The sequence below is a fragment of the Rhizobium grahamii CCGE 502 genome (assembly GCF_000298315.2).
GTDB classification, from domain to species: Bacteria; Pseudomonadota; Alphaproteobacteria; order Rhizobiales; family Rhizobiaceae; genus Rhizobium; species Rhizobium grahamii.
The window spans coordinates 19,622-42,264 of record NZ_AEYE02000005.1; the positions used below are offsets into that span (position 1 = coordinate 19,622).

The 22,643-nt window shown below is 60.1% G+C and carries 20 protein-coding genes; 13 read left to right on the plus strand and 7 right to left on the minus strand.

Features of this window, described 5'->3' with window-relative positions; all coding sequences use genetic code 11:
* Positions 1 to 128 precede the first annotated feature (128 nt).
* The 3 genes from waaA (at position 129) to lpxK (ending at position 3,323) form a co-directional block, all read left to right on the plus strand.
* Entirely contained in the window at positions 129 to 1,448 is a 1,320-nt protein-coding gene (gene waaA, locus RGCCGE502_RS04165; RefSeq protein ID WP_016552915.1) for a lipid IV(A) 3-deoxy-D-manno-octulosonic acid transferase, read from the plus strand.
* Between the two features lie 14 nt (positions 1,449 to 1,462).
* Entirely contained in the window at positions 1,463 to 2,176 is a 714-nt protein-coding gene (locus RGCCGE502_RS04170; RefSeq protein WP_016552916.1) for an HAD family hydrolase, read from the plus strand.
* A 106-nt stretch (positions 2,177 to 2,282) separates the two neighbouring features.
* Complete coding sequence (gene lpxK / locus RGCCGE502_RS04175) at positions 2,283 to 3,323, plus strand: tetraacyldisaccharide 4'-kinase (protein WP_016552917.1); 1,041 nt, start codon at positions 2,283 to 2,285, stop codon at positions 3,321 to 3,323.
* A 39-nt stretch (positions 3,324 to 3,362) separates the two neighbouring features.
* Here the strand turns inward: lpxK and RGCCGE502_RS04180 are convergent, their stop codons facing one another.
* Both RGCCGE502_RS04180 and mutL read right to left on the minus strand, forming a co-directional pair.
* Positions 3,363 to 3,593 (minus strand): DUF2093 domain-containing protein, encoded by a 231-nt coding sequence (locus RGCCGE502_RS04180; protein WP_007530431.1) that lies wholly within the window; start codon positions 3,591 to 3,593, stop codon positions 3,363 to 3,365.
* A 69-nt stretch (positions 3,594 to 3,662) separates the two neighbouring features.
* Positions 3,663 to 5,477 (minus strand): DNA mismatch repair endonuclease MutL, encoded by a 1,815-nt coding sequence (gene mutL / locus RGCCGE502_RS04185; RefSeq protein WP_016552918.1) that lies wholly within the window; start codon positions 5,475 to 5,477, stop codon positions 3,663 to 3,665.
* Between the two features lie 177 nt (positions 5,478 to 5,654).
* On the opposite strand from mutL, the gene RGCCGE502_RS04190 reads away from it, so the two are divergent.
* Positions 5,655 to 7,376 carry a response regulator gene (locus RGCCGE502_RS04190; protein ID WP_016552919.1) on the plus strand — a complete coding sequence of 574 codons (1,722 nt, stop codon included), beginning with the start codon at positions 5,655 to 5,657 and terminating at the stop codon, positions 7,374 to 7,376.
* 119 nt (positions 7,377 to 7,495) lie between these two features.
* On the plus strand, positions 7,496 to 8,854 hold the full coding sequence (locus RGCCGE502_RS04195; protein WP_016552920.1) for a putative bifunctional diguanylate cyclase/phosphodiesterase: 1,359 nt from the start codon (positions 7,496 to 7,498) through the stop codon (positions 8,852 to 8,854).
* A gap of 59 nt (positions 8,855 to 8,913) precedes the next feature.
* Here the strand turns inward: RGCCGE502_RS04195 and RGCCGE502_RS04200 are convergent, their stop codons facing one another.
* The 5 genes from RGCCGE502_RS04200 to RGCCGE502_RS04220 all read right to left on the minus strand — a co-directional run bounded on the left by RGCCGE502_RS04200 (position 8,914) and on the right by RGCCGE502_RS04220 (position 13,007).
* Positions 8,914 to 9,534, minus strand: a complete 621-nt coding sequence (locus RGCCGE502_RS04200; protein WP_016552921.1) for a PRC-barrel domain-containing protein — start codon at positions 9,532 to 9,534, stop codon at positions 8,914 to 8,916.
* Positions 9,535 to 9,787: 253 nt separating this feature from the next.
* The gene (locus RGCCGE502_RS04205) at positions 9,788 to 10,675 is read right to left on the minus strand and encodes an SMP-30/gluconolactonase/LRE family protein (protein ID WP_016552922.1); all 888 of its coding nucleotides are present in this window, start codon (positions 10,673 to 10,675) and stop codon (positions 9,788 to 9,790) included.
* Positions 10,676 to 10,680: 5 nt separating this feature from the next.
* Positions 10,681 to 11,313 carry a 2-dehydro-3-deoxy-6-phosphogalactonate aldolase gene (locus RGCCGE502_RS04210; RefSeq protein WP_016552923.1) on the minus strand — a complete coding sequence of 211 codons (633 nt, stop codon included), beginning with the start codon at positions 11,311 to 11,313 and terminating at the stop codon, positions 10,681 to 10,683.
* A 15-nt stretch (positions 11,314 to 11,328) separates the two neighbouring features.
* Positions 11,329 to 12,246 carry a 2-dehydro-3-deoxygalactonokinase gene (locus RGCCGE502_RS04215; protein WP_016552924.1) on the minus strand — a complete coding sequence of 306 codons (918 nt, stop codon included), beginning with the start codon at positions 12,244 to 12,246 and terminating at the stop codon, positions 11,329 to 11,331.
* A complete protein-coding gene (locus RGCCGE502_RS04220) occupies positions 12,246 to 13,007 on the minus strand; it encodes an SDR family NAD(P)-dependent oxidoreductase (protein WP_016552925.1) in 762 nt (253 codons plus the stop codon). Before RGCCGE502_RS04220 ends, RGCCGE502_RS04215 begins: the two co-directional genes overlap by 1 nt.
* 112 nt (positions 13,008 to 13,119) lie before the next feature.
* Here RGCCGE502_RS04220 and RGCCGE502_RS04225 point away from each other — a divergent pair, with 112 nt between their 5' ends.
* The 8 genes from RGCCGE502_RS04225 (at position 13,120) to RGCCGE502_RS04260 (ending at position 22,585) form a co-directional block, all read left to right on the plus strand.
* The gene (locus RGCCGE502_RS04225) at positions 13,120 to 13,914 is read left to right on the plus strand and encodes an IclR family transcriptional regulator (RefSeq protein WP_016552926.1); all 795 of its coding nucleotides are present in this window, start codon (positions 13,120 to 13,122) and stop codon (positions 13,912 to 13,914) included.
* 198 nt (positions 13,915 to 14,112) lie between these two features.
* Entirely contained in the window at positions 14,113 to 14,844 is a 732-nt protein-coding gene (locus RGCCGE502_RS04230) for a helix-turn-helix transcriptional regulator (protein WP_016552927.1), read from the plus strand.
* Between the two features lie 504 nt (positions 14,845 to 15,348).
* Positions 15,349 to 16,503 (plus strand): iron-sulfur cluster carrier protein ApbC, encoded by a 1,155-nt coding sequence (apbC, locus tag RGCCGE502_RS04235; RefSeq protein WP_016552928.1) that lies wholly within the window; start codon positions 15,349 to 15,351, stop codon positions 16,501 to 16,503.
* 397 nt (positions 16,504 to 16,900) lie between these two features.
* A complete protein-coding gene (locus tag RGCCGE502_RS04240) occupies positions 16,901 to 17,875 on the plus strand; it encodes a magnesium transporter CorA family protein (RefSeq protein WP_016552929.1) in 975 nt (324 codons plus the stop codon).
* 18 nt (positions 17,876 to 17,893) lie between these two features.
* Positions 17,894 to 19,792: a potassium transporter Kup gene (locus RGCCGE502_RS04245; RefSeq protein WP_016552930.1), complete on the plus strand. Its 1,899-nt coding sequence runs from the start codon at positions 17,894 to 17,896 to the stop codon at positions 19,790 to 19,792.
* A gap of 161 nt (positions 19,793 to 19,953) precedes the next feature.
* Positions 19,954 to 21,132: a cell wall hydrolase gene (locus tag RGCCGE502_RS04250; protein WP_016552931.1), complete on the plus strand. Its 1,179-nt coding sequence runs from the start codon at positions 19,954 to 19,956 to the stop codon at positions 21,130 to 21,132.
* 282 nt (positions 21,133 to 21,414) lie between these two features.
* On the plus strand, positions 21,415 to 21,759 hold the full coding sequence (locus RGCCGE502_RS04255) for an AtpZ/AtpI family protein (RefSeq protein ID WP_016552932.1): 345 nt from the start codon (positions 21,415 to 21,417) through the stop codon (positions 21,757 to 21,759).
* A gap of 73 nt (positions 21,760 to 21,832) precedes the next feature.
* On the plus strand, positions 21,833 to 22,585 hold the full coding sequence (locus tag RGCCGE502_RS04260; RefSeq protein WP_016552933.1) for a F0F1 ATP synthase subunit A: 753 nt from the start codon (positions 21,833 to 21,835) through the stop codon (positions 22,583 to 22,585).
* Positions 22,586 to 22,643: the final 58 nt, after the last annotated feature.

Here is a 22,643-nt window from a genome sequence, read left to right on the forward strand (position 1 = left end):
GCGGTCGAAAGGCCGCGAACCGACCGACTGCTGCCTGACGCATTCTGGACAAACTGATCGGCCATTGCGGCCGCAACAATAATTGGGAATGGGTTTATGTCGATCATTTGTGATCGGAGAATTGGCAGATGAGCGGTCGCATGGCGCGATTTGCGCTGGGCGCCTATCAGGCAACGGGAACGTTACTGACGCCGTTCGTTGGCGGATACCTTGCCTATCGGGCGGCGAAGGGCAAGGAAGATCGTGCGCGCCGTTTGGAACGCACTGGCTATGCCAGTGCCGACCGTCCGGCTGGACCGCTAGTCTGGTTTCATGCTGCGAGCGTTGGCGAAACCAATGCCGTCATCCCGCTGATCCGCGAAATTCGCCGTCGCGACATTCACGTCATTCTGACCACTGGGACGATGACCTCCGCCAAGCTTGCCGCGGAGCGTCTTGGTGAAGAGGCGATCCACCAATATGTGCCGCTCGACCTGAAGCCGGCCGTCAGCCGCTTCCTCGAATATTGGCAGCCGGATTGCGCGCTGATCGCCGAATCCGAAATCTGGCCGGCGACGATGATGGAACTCGGACGCCGCCGCATTCCGCAGATCCTCGTCAACGCCCGCATGTCCGACCGCTCCTTCGCACGATGGAGCCGGCGTCCGGCGCTTGCCGAGGCTTTGTTTGAGAATCTGGCGCTGGTCATTGCCCAGTCGGATGTCGATGCCGAGCGCTTCCGGGATCTGGGTGCGCGCCACGTCATGATGTCGGGGAACCTCAAGGTGGATACCGACGCTCCGCCTTATGATGCTGCCGTGTTCGCCGGCTACAGGAAGCAGCTCGGCGACCGCAAGACCTGGGCGGCAATCTCCACCTTTGACGGGGAGGAAAAGGCGGCGGGCGTCGTTCACCGTGTTCTCAGAGAGCGAAACGGGCAACTGACGATCATCGTCCCGCGCCATCCGGAACGGGCTGACGAGGTCGAAGCCGAGCTCGTCAATCTGGGCCTCAAGGTGGCCCGGCGGACGCGGGGCGATGCGCTTTCTCCTGACGTCGATGTGTTCCTCGGAGATACCATCGGCGAAATGGGTCTGTACCTGCGCCTGACCGAGGTTGCCTTCGTCGGTCGCTCGTTGTTTGCCGAGGGTGGCCAAAATCCGCTGGAGCCGGCGATGCTGGGCTGCGCCGTCCTGTCCGGCAGCAACGTGCAGAATTTCCGTGAAGCCTATCAGAAGCTGGCGCGCCGTGGCAGCGCACGCATGGTGCGCGATACCGAGATGCTCGCCAAGGGCGTCCACTATTTGCTCACCAACGACGAGGCGCGTCGCAAGATGATCGAGGCCGGGGTCGGCGCCGTGCAAGAAATGCGCGGTGCACTGACGGCAACGGTCAAAGGCCTGGAGCCCTACATCAATCCGCTGACGGTGAAGGCGAGGCTGCTGCCAAAGGCAGCTGTACAACGCTGAGCGCGGGAGCGGACATGAAGGCGATCAAGGGAATCCTCTTCGACAAGGATGGTACGCTGCTCGACTACGACGAGAGCTGGCTGCCGGTGAATCGCGAGCTGGCACGGATCGCCGCAGAAGGCGATCTCGAACTGGCGGACCGGCTGCTTCTGGCCTGTGGTATGGATCCAGCTACGGGCCACATTGTTCCCGACAGCCTGCTCGCGGCCGGCAACACGCGCCAGATCTCGGAAGGATTGATCGCGGCCGGCTCGAAGCTCGACGTGATCGAGCTGACGATCAAGCTGGATGAGCTCTTTTCTCATGCCGCCGAGTTTTCCCTTGCGGTTACCGATCTCGCCGCCTTCTTCAGTCGCCTGCATTCCCGTGGCTTTCGGCTCGGCGTTGCCTCGAGCGACAACGAGCGCTCGATCAGACAAACCGCCCAGCGCTTTGGCTTTGCGCCCTTCATCGACTATGTGGCCGGATACGACAGCGGCTTCGGCACCAAGCCGGAGCCGGGAATGGTGCTTGGTTTCTGCGCGGCGACCGGTCTCGATCCCTCCGAAGTTGCCGTTGTCGGCGACAACAACCACGACCTGCACATGGGCCGCAACGCCAAGGCCGGCATCACCGTGGCCGTGCTGACCGGTACCGGATCGCGAGAATCGCTGGCGGCCGCATCCGACTACTGCCTGAACGATATTACCGAGCTGGAGCGGCTGCTGCCCGACCTTCAGCTTGCCTGATTGACCAAGGGCTTGCTTTTTCTTGAAAATTGCCCTCTCTTTTCGCCCGGTTAAGGACAAGATCCGCCAGCATGATGCTCGGCGTCCGAAGGGCAGGACGGGAAGAATGGTATCCGAAGCGCCGCCGTTTTGGTGGTCGAAAGCCGATTGGCGTGCCTGGACGCTCTATCCGATTTCCTTTCTATATGGGCGTATCGCTGGCTATCGCATGGCCAATGCGAAGCGCGCCTCGGTCCCGGTGCCGGTTATCTGCGTCGGTAATTTCACCGTCGGGGGTGCCGGCAAGACGCCGACGGCACTGACGATCGCCCGTGCGGCAAAGGCAAAGGGCCTGAAGCCCGGCTTCCTCAGCCGTGGCTATGGCGGCTCGCTTGATGTCACGACGGTTGTCGATCCGGCCCATCACCGTGCGCTTGCCGTCGGTGACGAGCCTCTGCTTCTCGCCCGCGAAGCCTTGACGGTGATTTCTCGGCGCCGCGTCGAGGGTGCCCAGCGCCTCGTCAAGGAAGGTGTCGACCTGATCATCATGGATGATGGCTTCCAGAGCGCACGGCTGGCGATTGACTACGCGCTGTTGGTCATCGATGCCACGCGCGGCCTAGGCAACGGTCATACCGTTCCGGGCGGTCCCGTGCGCGCTCCCATCCGTCAGCAACTGCGCTATGCCACGGCGCTTTTGAAGGTCGGCGCTGGCGAGGCAGCCGACAACATTGTCCGGATCGCCGCACGCGCAGCCAAGCCCTATTTCACCGCTTCGCTGAAAGTGTGCGATAGCACCGAACTGTCCGGCCGGAACGTACTGGCCTTTGCGGGGATTGCCGACCCGTCGAAATTCTTCCGCACGGTCGAATCTGTCGGCGCGCATATCGCGGTTCGCCGCTCGTTTGGTGATCATGAGCATCTGACTGATGACGAGATCGATGACATCCTCTCGACGGCAGAACGCGACGGTCTCCAGATCGTCACGACGTCCAAGGATTTCGTCCGTCTTGCCGGACATCATGGCAAAGCGGAGGAGCTTGCCGCCAAATGCCGCGTGATCGAGGTGGAAATGGCCTTTGAGGATGCGCTGGCACCGAGGCTCATCATCGACCGCGCGATCAACACCTGTAGAGACCGGCGCCTAAAGGAAGGCCGCAAAGTCTAGAAGGGCGAGCGCAACTGCGGCCGTGTATTGCGGCTGTGTTCAGCGCTTCTGGTTGGGCAAAACGCCGGCACGCTTGTCTGCCTCCAGCGAAGCCACGGCATCGGCGTACGGCTCCTGGCGCGCAACACTCCAGTAGCGCAGCTCATCGAGCGGGATCTGCTTGCCGGTAATCGCACAGACAACATAGGATCCCGGCGACAGGATCTGAAAATCCGCATCGAGATAGCGTATCTGCGCTTCGCGGTTTCCATTTCCTTCGAACAAGTTCATGCGCTCCGTTTCCTTACAGGCTGTCACAGGCCCTGCCATAACGCGCCGCCGCGGCCATTTCCAGCTTTTTCAACTGCGGCCGAACAATCGCTCGATATCCGACAGCTTGAGCTCGATATAGGTCGGGCGTCCGTGATTGCACTGGCCGGAGCCGGGAGTGACTTCCATTTGGCGCAGCAGTGCGTTCATTTCCTCCTGGCGCAGTCGCCGTCCCGAACGCACGGATCCATGGCAGGCCATCGTCGCGGCCACATATTCGAGCTTCGCCGACAGGCCGGACGCGGTATCCCATTCTGCGATTTCGTCCGCCAGCTGCCTGATCAGCCCCGTTGCGTCCACTTCACCGAGCATAGCGGGCGTTTCACGCACCGCGATGGCACCGGGGCCGAAGCGTTCGATCGCCAATCCGAGTTCGCCGAACTCCGTCGCGAACTGCATCAGCCGGTCGCAATCCTCTTCGGGCAGATCGACGATTTCGGGGATGAGAAGAACCTGCGAGGCAAGCCGCTTTGAGTGCAGTGCCTTGCGCATCGCCTCGAACACCAGCCGTTCATGCGCTGCGTGCTGATCGACGATGACGAGGCCGTCATCCGTCTGCGCCACGATGTAGTTTTCATGGATCTGCGCCCGGGCGGCACCCAGCGGATAGCGTTGCGGTGGTTCCTCCGGCGCGACCGGCGTTCTTGCGGTCGGCGCAGTGTCGCTGCGTGCCGTCGGCGTCACGAGGCCGTCGAAGGAAGCCTGCGGACGTTCGCCGAAGGCGCTGGTCGCGGGCTGATAGAAGGGGCGCGAGGGCGATGTCGCCGCTGACCAGGGCTCTTGCGGCCGCTGGGCGCCCGGCTGGAAGCCGGGCCGGAAGGAGCGCAGCATCCCGTCCGCACCTGTCGTCGCTGCACGGCTACCGTCGCGCGCCAGTGCTTCGCGCACGGCGCCGACGATCAGGCCGCGCACAAGTTGCGGGTCGCGAAAGCGCACGTCTGATTTTGCCGGATGCACGTTGACATCGACAAGTGCTGGATCGAGCTTGATCGACAACACAGCAACAGGATATCTGCCGGTGGGGATCGTCTCGGCATAGGCGCCGCGGATTGCCGACAGGATGAGCTTGTCTTGCACCGGGCGGCCGTTGACGAACGCGTATTGATGCGCCGAGTTGCCGCGGTTGAAGGTCGGCACACCGGTAAAGCCGGTGAGCGATATGCCTTCGCGCTCGGCGTCGATTTCGATGGCGTTGTCGCGGAAGTCTTTGCCCAGAATCTGCGCCATGCGCGCCAGATGGTCATCACCTGTTGCCGGTAATTCCAGAGTCGTGCGGTCGGTTCCGGAAAGCACGAAACGCACGCCAGGAAAGGCGATTGCCATACGCTTGACGACCTCAGTGATCGCCGCAGCCTCGGCCTTTTCAGTCTTCAGGAATTTCAGGCGGGCCGGCGTCGCAAAGAAGAGGTCGCGGACCTCGACGATCGTGCCCGGATTGCCGGGCGACGGTCGAAGATACGCGATCCTACCACCTTCGACGGCGATCTCGCTGCCGCCCGTGCTGTCCCGCCGCCGGCTGGAAATGCTGAGCCGCGCGACCGAGCCGATCGATGGCAGCGCCTCGCCGCGAAAGCCGAGAGTGCGGATGTCATCAAGCGTATCGGAGATCTTGGAGGTGCAATGCCGCCGCACGGCAAGCTCAAGGTCCGCAACATCCATGCCGGAGCCATTGTCCGAAACCCGCAACAGGCTCTTGCCGCCGCCCGATGTTGCCACCTCGATGCGAGTGGCACCTGCGTCGAGGGCGTTCTCGATCAACTCCTTGGCAGCGCTCGCCGGCCGCTCGATGACTTCACCAGCGGCGATTTGGTTGATGAGTGTTTCTGAAAGCTGTCTGATGGCCATGCGCCTATTCTCTTGGATTCGCGGGGCCGAGGGAAGGGTGAAAGCACTGGCCGGATGCTGTTCTGCACGCCCCAATTCGGGCTGCTTAACGTTAAGCGCGCCTTAAGACAAAGCTGCCATTTTGCAACTTGCTTCCGAGGAGTGGGTTTTAATCGGACAGATGTGGGACGCGTAAGAATGAGTGCCGGCTCCGAAAAGGCGGACGCATCATCCGTGAGTAGCGAAATGCCGGCTGATATCAGCCTGCAGACGGCTCTGTTTGACGCAGTTTGCGAGAGCCTTGGCGCCGCTTTCATCGTCTACGACAAGACCGACCAAATGATCTTCGCGAGCCGTCAGGTGCTCGATTTTTTTCCGGTGTCGGCGACCGTGCTGAAGCCGGGAACGCGGTTGCGAGACTTCCTGGGTGCGATCTACGACACCGGTATCCGTACGCAGTCGAGCGGCAAGCAGGGATCGCTGAGCCGTGAGGACTGGTTGTCCCAGAAGATTGCCTCGCATTGGCGCGAGCGGTTCGAGGCGGTCGAGCGCCACGGCACCGATCGCTGGATTCGGTTCGGCAAGCGGCGCCTTGCAAGCGGTTACGGTGTCTGCGTCATCCAGGACATCTCGGAGGACAAGAAGCGTGAGGAACAGTGGCGCTCCGATCTGGAGCGCGTGCAGCTTACCGAGGATATTCTCGACAACCTGCCGTTTCCGCTCTTCGTTAAGGACCGCAATCTGAACTACGTCGCGGTCAACATCGCCTTCTGCGAAAAGTATCAGACGACGGTCGACGAGGTGCTCGGCCGCAAGAGCGCCGACCTGTTCTCCGAGGAGGTCGCCCAGCGTTTCGAGGAAAGCGACCGCCATGTTCTGGACACCGGCGAAATGTCGGTTTCCCGCCAGCGTCAGGTCTCTCGCGACGGCGTGGAACGCGACATCGTTACGCGCAAGCACCGCATCGGCAAGCCGGGGCGCTATTTCCTTGTCTCGACGATGCAGGACCTGCCGCGCGACGGCGCCGACCTCGATGAATTCAGGTTTGCATCAAGCGTCATGACATCGAGCAAGAATTCCTATCGACGCGCCTATGTTCCGATGAGCGGCAGCGGCGAGCGGCGTGAACCGGCGGCAATGGAGGCGATTGTCCCGGAGAATTTCTCCGGCCGCAAGATCCTGGTGGTGACGTCGGACGTCGTGGCTGAAGCGGCGGCCCTGCGCACCCTTGCGAAATACGGTTTCGAGGCTTGCTCGGTGCGCGGCGAGGACGAGCAGGAGCACTTCCTGGAAATTGCCAGCTCGTCCGGCATCTCGCTCGACCTGCTGGTGATTGACAACCAGCTCGGGATGCGTTGCCTGGAGCTCGCCGAACAGTACGGCATTCCGGTGCTTGTCATGGATGGCTTCCAGCTCGCCAACGAGCTCACCTTCCAGATCGCCCGGCATTTCAATCGCAGCAATCGCGGCCAGCTCGGTGAAAGCATCGACACCGATTGGGAGTTCACCACGGTCGAGGAAGTGAACGCGCTTGACGTGCTCGTTGCCGAAGATAACGACATCAATCAGATCGTCTTTTCGCAGATCCTCGAGGGTCTCGGCTACCGCTACCTGATTGCCCCGAGCGGCGACGAGGCCGTTCGCCTGTGGACCGAGCACCGGCCGAAAATCATCCTGATGGACATCTCGCTGCCGGGCTTCAACGGTTTCGAGGCGGCGCGGCTGATCCGCCAGACAGAGGAAGGCGGCAGTTCGAGGACGCCGATCATCGGGGTTCTTACCCAGGCTTTCGAACGCGACCGCGCCGAATGTGCAAAGGCCGGGATGGACGACGTGATCATGAAGCCGGTGAGCCCCGACATTCTTCAGGGGATCTTTCAGAAGTATCTTGCCGAAGATGTGCGGCAGGCCGCCATGTGACGACAAACCTCGTCAACTCCCTAAATCTGGGGACGGAACACGGTTTCAATGCGGCCGTTCCACTATCGAATTCTTAAGACTTGCCCGCCATCCTGCCACCGTGTGCAGTCTGGGTCTGAATGATGATGTCGGCTGAAATGCCTCTGGTGCCCGTAAGTCAGAATGAGCTTCAGACCATGGCCTATACCGATCCGCTGACCGGGCTCGGTAACCGCTATCGCATGCGCGACCGGGTGGCTCAGATCTCGGCGGAACGCGCAAGCGATCCTGCCCCCTTCACGATTGGTATCGCCAATCTCGATTCCTTCAAACCGATCAACGATCTCTTCGGCGCATCGGCGGGCGACGAAATTCTCTGCCAGGTCGCCCATCGGCTGAAAGCCTGCATTCCCGACGGAGCGCTGGTCACGCGCCACGACGGCGACGAATTTGCCTTTGTGCTGCCGCTGGTGTTCGAGCGGGCCAGCGCCGAGAAATTCGGCCAGATGATCCGCGAGGTCCTGTCGGCACCTTATGATCTCGGCGACCGCAATGTCCGGCTTTCGGCATCCTTCGGCTTTGCGATCTACCCCTTTGCCGGCGAGGAGTTCGAGGAGTTGCTGAAGAGCGCCGAAACGGCGCTGTATCGCTCAAAGCGCCGCGGCCGTGGGCAGATCACTGTCTATTCCCGCGAGATCGTCCAGGAAATGAAGCGCGCTACGCAATTGGAGCAGGCGCTGCGCAACGCCATCATCTCCGATGCGATCGATGTGCATTTTCAGCCAATCGTTGCGCTCTCCAACAGTCAGGTCGTCGGCTTCGAAGCCTTGGCGCGCTGGAACGATCCTGATCTGGGCTTCGTATCGCCGGGCGTCTTCGTTCCGCTCGCGGAAGAACGCGGTTTCATCGACGCACTATCAGAGGCATTGCTGCGCAAGGCCGCGGAAGCCGCCCTTTCCTGGCCACGCGAACTCTTCCTCTCCTTCAACCTTTCCTCTGCGCAGCTGATGGATCCGGGTACGAGCAGCAGCGTCCTGTCGATCCTCGGCCGGGTTGGTTTCGACCCTCACCGTCTGGAACTGGAGATCACCGAGACCGCCGTGATGGGCTCGGCCGATACGGCAAACCGCATCATCGCCGACCTGCGCCAGGCAGGCGTCCGCATCTCGTTGGATGATTTCGGAACAGGCCAGTCGAGCCTTGGTCGCCTGCGCGACTTCATGTTCGACAAGATCAAGATCGATCGCGCCTTCGTGTCGCGCATCAATTCTGATCGTGCCTCCGAACATATCATCAAGGCGATCCTTGCCATGTGCGAAGGTCTCGACCTTGAAGTGGTCGCCGAGGGGATCGAGGACTATTCGGAAGCCGTCAAGTTGCGTTCGCTTGGGTGTGGCATGGGCCAGGGCTATCACTTCGGCAAGCCGGCCGACAGTATCGCGACGCTCCGCTTCCTACACGAAAACTATTACGACACGTCCGATCGCGTCAGCGCCTGAAACGCCGATGGCGCCCCGTCGGACGCCATCGGTTACGCTGTACTCACTGCGCAGTATTCTTACTTGTTCGTTGTCGAGCCCGTGGCCGTGGTGTCTGTCGTCGCACCAGGGGCCGGAGCCTTCTCCGCGGACTGCATCTGCAGCGTCTTGAATTCCGGAGCCGCCTTCAGCGTTTCCGCGGTTTCCGACGTTGTCAGCTTGACGCTGCCGTCCTGCGTGTTTTGAGCAACGGTGATCTTTTCCATCGGAACGGCGACATTCTTCTCGCCGATGCCGAGGAAGCCGCCGACGCCAACAATTGCGGCAACCAGACCGCCGTCCTTCTTCATGATAAGGTCGTTGACGTTACCGATGCTCTCGTTTTGACCGTTATAGACCGACTGGCCGATATAGGTGTTGGCACTGATCTGGTCCGCAGCCTGCTCGGTCAGGTACCCGCCGCCCGCTTGCGCAGTGTCGGTCGTGGCGGCCGGTGCCGGAGCCTGAGCCGTGCTGCCTGCCGGAGCAGGAGCCGTGGCGTCCGGGACCTTCGGCGGAGCGGCCGGATCGCTCGGTGCTGCCTGCGTGGCAGGAGCACTGGGGTCAGCCGGCTGGGTCGAGCTCTGCGAGAATGCCGTCGGTGCGAATGCCGTGGCAAACAAGGCACCAGCGGCAACAGTCGTCAGAAGTTTGCGTGTCATTTCGAACCTACCTTTACAGCTCAAATAGTGATCTCTGGCCGATGCCCGCCATCTGGTTCAGTGGCGTCCACTCGACCGGTTCCCTATTGAAATGAATAGGATTTCTATTGGTTCCCGAAAAAAATCGCGCAAAGATTGCTAAGTCCCATGGAACTTTTAAGGCAAGCGCTGCGGGAGCCGCGGCCCTTAAACCAGCGCCGAAGAAATGCAAAAGGCGCCCAATGGGCGCCCTAGCGTCATGAGCAGCCTCTTGTCAGATTACATAAACGGGATCGAACACGCCCTTCACGGTGACGTCAAGCTCGAGCAGGGACCCAGCTTGGGGTTGCATGGAGCGTGCATCGTCATCCAATCCTTCCCATGCCGTGGTCACTGCAAGGCGATCGCCGTTTGCTCCGATGAATGCAGGGCAGGAGGGTTGCGCCGCCGGAACCTTGTAACGGGATATACGAAGGCCATCCGGACTGTAGCGGTCGACCGTGCCAGCACCCCACCGGGCATTCCAGATGTATCCGTCGGCATCGACGACCGAGCCGTCGATGCCGCCCGGCTCATCCATCGTGTCCACTAGGACGATAGGCTCGCCCGCCGGCATGCCGGTCTGCGGATCGACCATCACCCGCATCAGTCGGCTCATACGAGTATCGGTGAAATACCCCGTGGTCCCATCCGGCGAGAAGCAGATCGAGTTCGGAATGCTGACACCGTCGAAAATCTTCGTCACGCGGCCGCCGGCGACATGATAGATAGCGCCAGCGCGCGTTTCCGCCCGCTTGCTCATCGTGCCGATCCACAGCGCTCCTGAAGGATGCGTACGGCCGTCGTTGGAACGGTTTTCCGGATTGTCGCTTTCGAGCGCCGCATAGAATGTCAGATTGCCGCTGCTGGTATCGCGGATGAAAAGACCCTGTTCGGTGGCGAGCAACTGGCGCCCGGCGTCGATGCGGGCAAGCACGCTCGCCATCATCGGCAGCGTATGCACTTTCTTCTCTTCCGTCGAAAGGTTCAGCTCGTGCAATTCCTTGCCGAGAATATTGAACCACCACACCGTGTTGGTGTCGGGATCGTAGGTCGGACCTTCGCCCAGCACGGAGCTGGTGTTGCAAAGTGTCTTTCCCGCGAATTCATGAATCTCCGTCATACGCCTTAAGCTCCTACCGCTGTGTCATAGGCGTAAATGGTCGCCTTCGCACGCTCGGCAACCTCCGTCGCGGTCATTCCCGGCTTGTAGAGGCTGGTGCCGAGGCCGAAGGCATGAATGCCAGCCTTGGTGTACTCGGCGAAATTCTTGTCCGAAACGCCGCCGACGGCAGCGATTACCAGCTCCGGCGGTAGGATTGCACGGATCGCCGTGATGCCGGCGGGGCCGAGCACGCTGGCGGGGAAAAATTTCAAGCCCGTCGCGCCGGCGCGGGCTGCCGCCAGCGCTTCCGTCGGCGTGAAGACACCCGGCATGGTGACCATCCCATAATTCCGGGCGAGGATGATCACTTCGGGCTCGACGTTCGGCGTGACGAGCAGCTTGCCACCAGCAGAATGAAGGCTGTCGACGGCCTCGGTTGTCAGCACGGTGCCGGCGCCGATCAGGCAATCGGCCGGCGCCATCTTCGCCGCGATCTCGATCGACTTGAAGGGTTCCGGCGAGTTCAGCGGGATTTCGATCGCGGTCAGCCCGTTTTCGATCAGCGCGCCGACCACGCTTTCGGTTTCTTCGGGTTTGATGCCGCGCAGAATGGCGATCAGCGGACGCTTCATCGTGGGGAAGGGGATGCGGTTCATTGCTTTGGTGCTTTCTTAATTCGGCCAGATGGCTTTGGCGGCGGCAGCAAGGCCGCCACGGACTGCCGTATCGGCGTCAATGGTGTTGTGGGACAGAGATAGTGCCTTGAAGGCCGCTTCATAAAGACCTTGCAGCCGGCCTGCGGCGACCAGTGTGATGCTGACGCCGGATCCGGCATTTGTCATGGCGCCGGCGATTTCGAGACCAATCAATGTGCCCGAGATCTTGGCCTGCGCGGCTGCCGCGGTCAGACCATGCAGCAACTGACCCGAGCGCGCTGTAAAGAAGAGGTTGGTCGCCATTGCCGGCTGCTCATAGGCAGCCTTGATCGCGCTTTCGAATGCCGCCTCGTCTGCCGGCGATTGATCGGCTCCTGCGACGGCATGGGATAGGATCGTGTGCTTGGAGATCGCATCGAAAAGCTCGCCGGTCATGAAGCTGGAGAATGCGGTGACGCGACCATCGGCGACATGAACCCACTTTGAATGGGTGCCGGGCATGCACACGGCCTGTGATCCGGTGCTTCCCGGACCCAGCGCGCCGAGAAGCTGCGTCTCCTCGCCGCGCATGACGTCGGGCCTTGCCTGATCTCGCTGGGCAAGTCCTGGAAGAATACGGACGTCGCGGCGCTGGCCGGGCACAGCGACTGCGCCCGCCAAAATTGAGGACAGTGATGCCGGGACGTCGATATACCCCGCCTCGATCCATCCCTGCTTTGCGCCTGCCATGCCGCAGATGATGACCGGAAGATTTTCAGGCGCATTCACCTTGGCCAGGTGTGAGGCAAGAACCTCGGCAAAGCCGGTTTTTGCAGCAGTCGTCATGCCCTCATTGCTGCGGCTTTCGCCAAGGATGCTGTCATCCTTGCCGATCAGCCAGAGCCGGAAACTGCTCGTTCCCCAGTCCACCGCGACATAAGCGGGATTCGCCATCAGAAAATGCCTCCATCGACAATAAGAGATTGGGCGCTGATCGCTGCCGCGCAACTCGACGCCAGAAACAGGCACGGTCCGACGATCGCGTCGGCGTGCAGAACTTTCTTGATGCACTGGCGATGCACCGTCCGCGCAATGCCTTCCTCGGTGAGCCAGAGTTTCATCTGGCGATCCGTCACGATCATGCCCGGCAGAATGCAATTGACGCGGATGTTGTCAGGTCCGAGCTTGCCGGCCAAGCTCTTTGTCAGCCCGATCACGCCGGCCTTCGCCGTCGAATAGGCGGGAAATTCCGGCATGTTGAGCAGAAAAGCAATCGACGACATGTTGATGACGGCACCGCCGCCTGCTTCGCGCATCGAGGGCGCAACAGCCTGGGTCGTGAAGAAGACATGGCGCAGGTTGGTCGCCTGGTTGTCGTCCCAGTATTCCTCGGTCACGGCCTCGAAATCGTGCCGGTCGTCGCGCGCGGCATTGTTGACGAGAACGCTGATTGGGCCAGAGTGAGCGACGACCTCATCGACCGTCCTGCGGATCTCTGCAACGTCACGCAAATCCGCCTTGTGGAAGCGAACCGGGTGAAGGGTATCGCGCGACAGCCGTTCGACAAGGTCATGGCTTTCCGCCTCGGCGACGTCAATGAACGAAACCTTGGCGCCCTGCCGGGCGAACCCCTCGACAATCGCTGCCCCGATGCCGGACCCGCCTCCGGTGATCAGCACGCTTCGATCCCTGAATTCAGGAAACTGCGCAACCATAGCCGTCACTACGTCCTCCTGACGCCATTCTGTTCTATTATTTGGAACTTAATTTGACTATGTGGAATTATCAGACTAGCGTGGCGTCTCTGTCAAGGTATTTGGGGCAACGATGAGTGCGGCAAAAGAGAATGAGCTCGGGCGGCGCGACACCGGCACCCTTGGCAAGCTGATGGTCCTTCTCGACGTGGTGACCCATGCCGACGGTCCCATGCGCTTCACGGACATCTTGGCGCTTTCTGATCAGCCGCGCGGCACGCTTCATCGTCAGCTAAGCCATCTCGTCGAAGAAGGCCTTCTTGAGATCGATGCCGACGGCCGCTACTCATCCGGCTTGCGGCTTTTGGATCTCGCCTCTCGCAGCTGGGCGCGCAACGAGTTTCGCCTCATCGCCGAACCTCACCTCAAGGACCTCCAGGATCTGACGGGCGAAACGGTTCATCTTGGTGTGCTTCGCGGCAGCTCGATCATCTACCTCGACAAGTTCGAAGGCCAGCAGCCTGTCAGAATGTACTCGCAGATTGGCAACACCTCACCGGTTTACTGTACAGGTGTCGGCAAGGCAGCCCTGTCCATATTGCCGAGAGAGCGGGTTGCGGCACTGGTGGCCGACCTTGCCTTCCACCAGTTCACCGCAAATACGCATACAGCGGACACCCTCCTTGCCGAGATCGAGGAAATACGCAAGCAAGGTCATGCCTTCGACCGTGAGGAGCACGAAGTCGGCATTCGTTGTGTCGCCGCCCCTATCTGGTCCGAAAACCTGTCGCTTGTCGGTGGTGTCTCGGTAACCGGGCCGGCATATCGGCTTACGATGGAAAGGCTTTCGGAATGGGCGGCCCCGATCCGGAAGACGGCGGAACAGATCAGAGAAGCCATGCGCATTGGACTTGGTCCACGCCGCTAAACCTTGCTCAAGGTCGCCCAATACAAGGTTGAAGCTTAAAATATTGTGATTTTCTGACGAATCATCACAATTTACGCTCGTCAATCCCCCGTCTTGGGGTGTATGTGCTGGGTTAATCGTTAATCGGCGATGCAAACTTAGCGACGACGACGAGACGACATCCATCAGACATTCCATCTATTCGAGTTGAATAAATAAATGAATCCATCGCAGCCAGGATCTTCCGTGGACGTCCACGTTAGCGAGATCGCCGGACTGAAAACGCAGTTCGATATTTTCCGCTTCATGAAGAAAGTGACGGAAGCCTATCGAGCGCGGGCCTTCATGGTCTTCAACATTCCCTCCGTGACAGCCGTCAATCTGCAAAACAGTACAGTCATCTCAAGTTGGCCAGTGGAACTGCTGGCGGCTTACGACCATGAGGGGCTGGTGGCCAATAGTCCGGTCATGAAGCGGCTACGGACCTCGACCACGCCCTTCTTCAACGACGTGTCGCAGGCAAAGCTGGAAAGGCCCGATGGCAAGGCAGGGATCGTCAAGGCCCTCTTTGAACGTTTCCGCATGATGCGTTGTGCCTATTTCCCTGCGCATGAGCCCTCCGGCAGCCGGGGTGCTGTATCGTTTTCGGGCGACCGTGAGGCATTCACCGCGGAGGAAATGCGCGAACTCCACTATATTTCCATCCACGTCTTCGATCGGTTGGCGGAAATTCGCAGCCACGACAACAGGGTCACGGAAACTCTGACTGATAGAGAGATTGACTGCCTGAACTGGACTGCCGCCGGCAAGACCAGTGTCGAGATTGCGGAAATCCTCACTCTGTCCGAGCACACGGTGAACCACTATCTCAACCGTGCGACCAAGAAGCTCGATACGGTGAACCGTACGCAGGCCGTGGCCAAGGCATTGCGGATCGGACTCATAAAGTAGGTGAGCAAATTCTGGGCTCGCGCGCCTAAAACTTCACCAATGCGCACCACTTTCTCTCCGGTGCACATCGGCTTTCGCGGATGTTTGCCATCTGGCACGTTTTCTGCTTCTTTGTTTGCAGCGGTCCAGAGGGGACCTGGTCACGACGCCGGATAACGGCGCGACCCGCACACCGCCGGCCGACGCTACGATGTCTGATCTCGGGCTAAGGCGTCGGCGGCGGTTGTTGCTTTTGGGACACGCCGCCGCCCGCAAACCCTCAACCTTCAGCGCCCGATGCACGTTTTGTGCTGGCCTTTTGCCGCGCTTGCTCTAGGTGGCAAGGCTTACCTCGGTATCCCGGAAGGCTGTTGTAATCATCAGGGCGAAAGCCCGGCGGACTTGGTGGACGCAGCGGCCTTCCGGTTGAACTCGCTCCTCATTTGCTGCCTCGACCGCCGATTTTGTTTGGCGAAGACGCGGCGCTCCTCTATCTAGAATGCCAACATAGGCAGTGAGGATGGAATGACCGGCGTCACCAAGGAACAGGTTCTCGAAACGCTGAAGACGGTCCGCGGACCCGATCTCGAACACGATATCGTCGAGCTCGGCATGGTCTCTGATGTCTTCATTTCCGACGGCAAGGTCTATTTCTCCATTACGGTCCCTGCGGAGAACGCCAAGGAGCTGGAGCCTCTTCGTCTCGCCGCCGAACGGGTCATCAAGGAAATGCCGGGTGTCAAGGGAGCCTTGGTTGCGCTGACGGCGGACAAGAAAGCTGGTGCGGGTTCGGCGCCGGTCTCGCGCCCGCAGCCTCAGGCTGGGCATGAGCATCACGGCCATGCCCACGCGCCGCAACAGCAGCCCCGCGCCGGCAAGCTCGGCGTTCCCGGTATTGGCTCTATCATCGCCGTTGCCTCCGGCAAGGGCGGGGTGGGAAAATCCACGACCGCCGTCAACCTTGCGCTCGGCCTGCAGGCCAATGGCTTGCGGGTCGGCATTCTCGACGCCGATATTTACGGCCCCTCGATGCCGCGCCTGCTCAAGATCTCTGGCCGCCCCACCCAGATCGATGGCCGCATCATCAACCCGATGGAAAATTACGGGCTGAAGGTGATGTCGATGGGCTTCCTCGTCGATGAGGAGACGGCGATGATTTGGCGTGGCCCCATGGTGCAATCGGCGCTGATGCAGATGCTGCGTGAGGTTGCCTGGGGCGAACTGGATGTCCTTGTCGTGGATATGCCGCCGGGCACAGGCGATGCGCAGCTGACGATGGCGCAGCAGGTACCGCTCGCTGGCGCCGTCATCGTTTCGACACCTCAGGATCTCGCGCTCGTCGATGCCCGCAAGGGATTGAACATGTTCAAGAAGGTCGAGGTTCCCGTGCTCGGCATCGTCGAGAACATGAGCTATTTCATCGCCCCCGACACGGGCACTCGTTACGATATCTTTGGTCATGGCGGCGCTCGCAAGGAAGCTGAACGCATCGGCGTGCCTTTCCTCGGCGAAGTGCCGTTGACGATGAACATTCGCGAGACCTCCGACGCCGGAACGCCGCTGGTTGCAACGGAGCCCAACGGCATCGTCGCCGGCATCTATCGCGAGATCGCCGCCAAGGTCTGGCAGCAGCTCGACGTGCAGCCGCAAAAGACCGCGCCGGCCATTGTTTTCGAGTGAATGCTTCGCCGCCGCTAGACTCCCAATTGCGGAGGAAATGTGGTGAAACGGCGCAGTGAACGTAAGATGTCTTGATTCTTTCGCAGCTTTCCGTCATATGGCGCGCCGTCGCCATGAGGGCGGCGTGTTGCGAATGCTCGATGATGGCCGGTGGGACTGGCCGCCTGCATATTCGGAGTTATCTTGGTCGAAGGATTGGTGACTGCGATGCGGTTGAGCACGTTGCATATCTCGGCGATCGCCGGATGTGCCGGGAGTCATATGAACTTTCTTCAATCGCTTTCGTTGCAATCTGGAACTTGCATCCCGCGCGCTCTCGCAGACAGCGCGCCGTGGAAGGGCGTTCGATGAAGACAGCGATGTGCGCAACACGCCCGGATTACCGGAGGTCCGACCGGTGATCGCGGCCTACTGTTCCGATTGCAAGCCGGTTGAAATCCGCGATTTGTCGCAAGCTTCCTTGCGCGACGACGTCATGTGGATCGACCTGGTCGAGCCATCGCATGACGAGGAGATGTTCGTCGAAAGGGTGCTGGGCATCGAAGTCCCGACGCGCGATGACCTCAAGGATATCGAACCGTCGGCCCGTCTCTACGTCGAAAACGATGCCGTGTTCATGACGGCGTCTCTCGTCTGGAAGGTAGAAACGGACGCGCCGACCCTGACCGACGTCGCCTTCATCCTGGCTGGCAAACGAATGGTCACGATCCGCTACGCACAGCCGAAGTCCTTTTCACTGTTCATCGCCGCGCTTCATCGCGTGCCGCAGCAGTGGCGGAGCGGTGCGGCACTGCTGGCTAAGCTCTTTGAAACCGTCATCGATCGCACCGCGGAAATCCTGGAGCTTTCGGTTGCCCGTATCGACATTCTGTCGACGCATGTGTTTGGCGACCGTGCGAGGAAGGTTCGCAAGCCGTCGAACTATCTCGAAGAGAAGCTTAGGGATATTGCCGGCCATCATCGCCTCGTCAGCAAGATCCGCGATAGCCTCGCGTCGCTGTCGCGGCTAATGACGTTTTTCTATAATGTCCCGGCGGTCCAGCAGGATCGTGACACCAAGGAACTCTGCCGGACGGTCTCGCGCGATATTCAGTCGCTCAACGAGCATGCGTCCTTCATCGCCGGCAATATTACCTTCCTGCTCGACGCCTCGCTTGGCCTGATCAACATCGAGCAGAACTCGATCATCAAGATTTTTTCGATCGCGTCCGTGGTGTTCTTGCCGCCGACCCTGGTCGCCTCCATCTACGGTATGAATTTCGAATTCATGCCGGAACTGCACTTCGCCCACGGATATCCGTATTCGATTGGGCTGATGGTGTTGTCCGCCATCATTCCCTTCTTCTTTTTTCGATGGAAAGGCTGGCTCTGAAGAGCCTGTTTTCATTTTATGCACGAAGGCAGCCATTCACACGAACGTAAAATGAAGCCGCGCAAGCTGTTCTACCTTGCGCTCGGCTCCGTTGGCGTCGTCTATGGCGATATCGGTACCAGCCCGCTCTACGCATTCCGCGAAGCGTTGAAGCCCGTCGCGATCGACGGCCTCACCCGCTTCGAGGTCATCAGCCTCATCTCGCTGATGATCTGGGCCCTGACCATTATCGTCACCATCAAGTACGTACTCTTCCTGTTGCGCGCCGATAACGAAGGCGAGGGCGGTACGCTTTCGCTGTTGGCGTTGTTGATGAAGACCGCAAACGGGCATACCGCGATGCTGATGCTGCTCGGCCTTGTTGGGGCGGCGCTGTTCCTTGGCGATGCGATGATCACGCCGGCGCTCTCGGTCTTGTCGGCCGTCGAAGGCCTGAAGCTCGTAGCGCCAAGTCTGACCAGTTACATCGTGCCGATTTCCGTTTTCATCCTGGCGTTGCTGTTTGCAGTCCAGTCGCGGGGGACCGGCGCCATGGCCCGTTTCTTCGGACCTATCACCGCGCTCTGGTTCATCGTGATGGCCGCCGCAGGCATTTCGCATATCTCCGATGACTTCGGCATCCTCGCCGCCTTCAATCCCTACTATGCGGTCAGCTTTCTGCTGCACGAAGGATTCTATGGTGTCGTCGTGCTGGGCGCTGTGTTCCTGACCGTGACGGGTGCGGAAGCGCTCTATGCTGATCTTGGCCATTTTGGCCGTCGGCCGATCCAGTGGGCCTGGTTCGCGTTGGTCTTCCCGGCGTTGACGCTGAACTACCTGGGGCAGGGCGCTCTCGTTCTTGGCAATCCCGCAGCCATGTCGGATCCTTTCTACTTGATGTACCCGCAGTGGGCGTTGCTGCCGGTCGTCATCCTTGCGACTGCCGCCACGATCATCGCCAGCCAGGCCGTCATCACGGGTGCTTTCTCGCTCGTCCGCCAGGGCATCAACCTCGGCTTCCTGCCGCGGATGGAGGTTCTCTTTACCTCCGAGACGAATACGGGGCAGATTTTTGTCCCGTCTGTCAATGCGGTGCTCTTCTTTGGCGTCATCTTCCTCGTCATCAGCTTCAAGACGTCGGATGCACTGGCGATCGCCTACGGCATCTCGGTGACCGGCGCGATGGTCGTCACCTCAATCATGGCCTTCGAGTTTGTTCGCGTCCGCTGGAATTGGTCGATCTTGGTTGCCACGGCGGCGCTTGCGCCGCTGCTTTGCCTGGAAATGATCTTCCTGGGCGCCAACCTGCTGAAGATTCACGATGGCGGCTACATTCCGGTGCTGATTGCGGCCGTGTTTACGATCATCATGTGGACGTGGCGCCGCGGCTCGGCGCTCCTCCTCGAGAAGACCCGCCATACCGACATCCCGCTTGCGTCTTTCGTCAGTTCGATCGAGCGCAAGAGCGACCATTCCCCGGCGCAGGTGCCCGGCACCGCGATCTTCCTCACCAGCGATCCGGAATCGGCGCCCGCCGCGCTGTTGCACAATCTGAAGCACAATCATGTTCTGCACGACAAGAACGTCATCCTGACCATCCGTACGATCAACAAGCCTCGCGTTTCGAGCGCCGATCGCTATAAGGTCGAGCAGATCTCCGAGCGCTTCTCGCGCGTCGAGTTGCTGTTCGGCTTCATGGAATCGCAGAATGTCTCGCAGGCGCTTGCGACGCTGCGGAAGACCGGGCTGAAGTTCGACATCATGTCGACCTCTTTCTATCTCGGTCGCCGCAAGCTGGTTCCCGATGCCAAGTCCGGTATGCCCTATTGGCAGGACCGCCTCTACATCGCGCTTGCCAACGCCGCCGCAAATCCGTCGGACTACTTCCGTCTGCCCGCAAACCGCGTCGTGGAGCTCGGCTCGCACGTCATTATCTGAGCGAGCAAAATCATTTCAGTAGGAGCCCGGCATCGACCGGGCTTTTATTTTGCCTGTTGCTAATGCTTTCGCCGTCGCGCGGCGTGCGCATTAACCAAGCATCAAGGTTAATGAGACATTTTCAACGGCATGTTCATGCGTCTCATGCCGGAGTCTTCGCGTTGCGTCGAAATAGCCGTTCCCGTGGCAAGCTGCGCCTCTTGCTTCAAAACTGGAGTTCCCCCGCGCTCTTCGGCGTCTGCGGATGGCTGATGTCGCCGACTGTGGCGTCTCACGCGGACCTCGCTGCCTTGCTTGCCGGCCTCGACCAGGGTCGGGAAAACTGGCGGATGGTGCTGACCAATTCGCCGGCCGGCTCGATCCATCAGGCGGAACTGACATTTGCCGATCCTGTTGTGACCGGCACGATCGCGGCCGGGGCAGGCATGGTTCTGCCCGACGGCCGCAAGGTCGCCTTCATGGCGAAGGAGAAGGGGCATGAGGCCTCGCCGGACGAAGACCGCGTCAATCGCCCACTCAAGAAGGGCCGTGTCGTCGCCGTCGAGAAGATGCAGCCGCCAAAGGATTTTTCCGCCGGCTCTATTCTCCAGAGAACACGCCTGCTCTTTCAGCCGAGCTTGGACCTGAAGGATCGGTCGGCCTTCGTGAAGCCTAAGATCAAGGGCAAGGAAATTCAGATCGCCACGAATTTCTACAAGAAGGAGCCGCCGAGGCTGGATCGCGGCGTTTCACCGATGTTGGCCGGTCTCGTGACCAACACCAAGGCCGACGTGCTGGCGACGGCATATGCGCCGGCCGCTCCGGATTACGCCCGCCAGTCGCCGTTCGATTCGATTCTTACCGACAAGGCCGACGATGGCCGCTTCGTGCCGCAGATCGGCCCCCGCGACCACGCCTGGGCAGCGAGCATTCTGCCGCCTTCTGTATTCTCGGCAGCCGAGCAGCAGTGTCTTGCATCCGGCATCTATTTCGAAGCGCGTGGCGAAACGGTAAAGGGACAAGCCGCTGTCGCCCAGGTCATTCTCAATCGCGTTCGCAATCCCGCCTACCCGAAGACCATCTGTGGTGTCGTCTACCAGAACGAGGATTGGCGCAATCGCTGCCAATTCTCTTTTGCCTGCGACAATATCAAGGATCGTGTGAACTCGCAGTATCATTGGAGAATCGCCCGCGAAGTCGCCATGGCGGTTACCGCCGGCAAGATCTGGTTCCCGCAGGTCGGCTCGGCAACGCATTATCATGCTGTCTACGTCCGCCCCAAATGGGCGAAGACGATGGAAAAGGTTGGCCGCATCGGCCTGCACGTCTTCTACCGCACCTACGGCGGCGGCTGGAGCTGAGGAAAAAGCCGATCCTGACGCGATTTTGCGTCTCATCGCCGCACGCGAAAGCGGATTCTTTCGGTCGATTTTGGCTAACCTCGCCGAGATCGGCCTAAGCGTATGTTTTTTCTCGTCTATTTTATGGCTGGACATCGACTGCCTACGCCTTGACTATGCTTTTTGCTAAAACTATGTTGCGCGCGACTTCAGAACGGGCCGAAAGGTTCTCAAACCTTGGGGTCGTTGTCCGGAAAACCGGGGTAGCGGGATCGCGGACAGCGGCTGGCGGAGGAGAGCACCATGACGGACGACCGCGAGGAAGGTCTTGACAAGCGCCGGGCGCAATTGGGGGCGGAACTAGCAACCAAGCGTGTTGAAGCGGGGAAGGAAGAGGCTATCGAAGCCAGCGCCGAGGCGAGCCGTAAAGGCTATGCCCAGGCGATGAAGCTTTCGAGCGAATTCATCTCCGCCATCATTGTCGGTGCCGTTCTTGGCTATGTCCTCGACCGTTTTGTTGGCACGGCGCCTTGGGGGATGATTGTTCTTCTTCTTCTTGGATTCTGTGCCGGCGTATTGAACGTTCTGCGTGCTGCGGGGAAGGTTGCAAAGCCAGATCCTGCCGAGCGCCAGAATGGTGGAAAATAGGGCAGGGCGCTCCGGCGTTCGATCCAGTGCAATAATCCCGTCTCGCGCGGGCTAAAGATAGAGAGAACAAGCGGTGTCTAACGATCCGACCCATCAGTTCCTGATCCAGAAGATTGTGCCGATCGAAGTCGGTGGAATTGATTTCTCGTTTACGAATGCATCGCTCTTCATGGTGGCGTCTGCTGCCGTTGCCGCTGGCTTCCTGTACTTCTCGACGTCGAATCGGGCGATCGTGCCGGGCCGCTCGCAGTCGGTCGCGGAGATGTCCTACGAGTTCATCGCCAACATGCTGAAGGAAGGCGCCGGGTCCAAGGGGATGAAGTTCTTCCCGTTGGTTTTCTCGCTCTTCATGTTCGTGCTGACCGCAAACCTGCTCGGCATGTTCCCGTACTTCTTCACCATCACCAGCCAGATCATCGTGACCTTCGCGCTGGCGTTGCTCGTTATCGGCACGGTTTTGGTCTACGGTTTCTATAAGCACGGCTTCCACTTCCTGAATATCTTCGTTCCGCAGGGCGTTCCGGGTATTCTGCTGCCGTTGGTCGTGTCGATCGAAATCATCTCCTTCCTGTCGCGTCCGATTTCGCTCTCCGTTCGTCTTTTCGCCAATATGCTGGCTGGCCACATCACCCTGAAGGTGTTTGCAGGCTTCGTCGCCTCGCTTGGAGCGCTTGGTGCGCTCGGCGTCGGTGGTGCCATCCTTCCCCTCATCATGACGGTCGCCCTGACCGGTCTCGAGTTCCTCGTTGCCTTCCTCCAGGCTTACGTCTTTGCGGTGCTGACTTGCATGTACCTCAATGACGCGATCCATCCGGGCGGCCACTAAGGATACCGATGTTGACGTCCATGGGCGTCAGTCAATTCGCCGTAACAACCATTTCAAA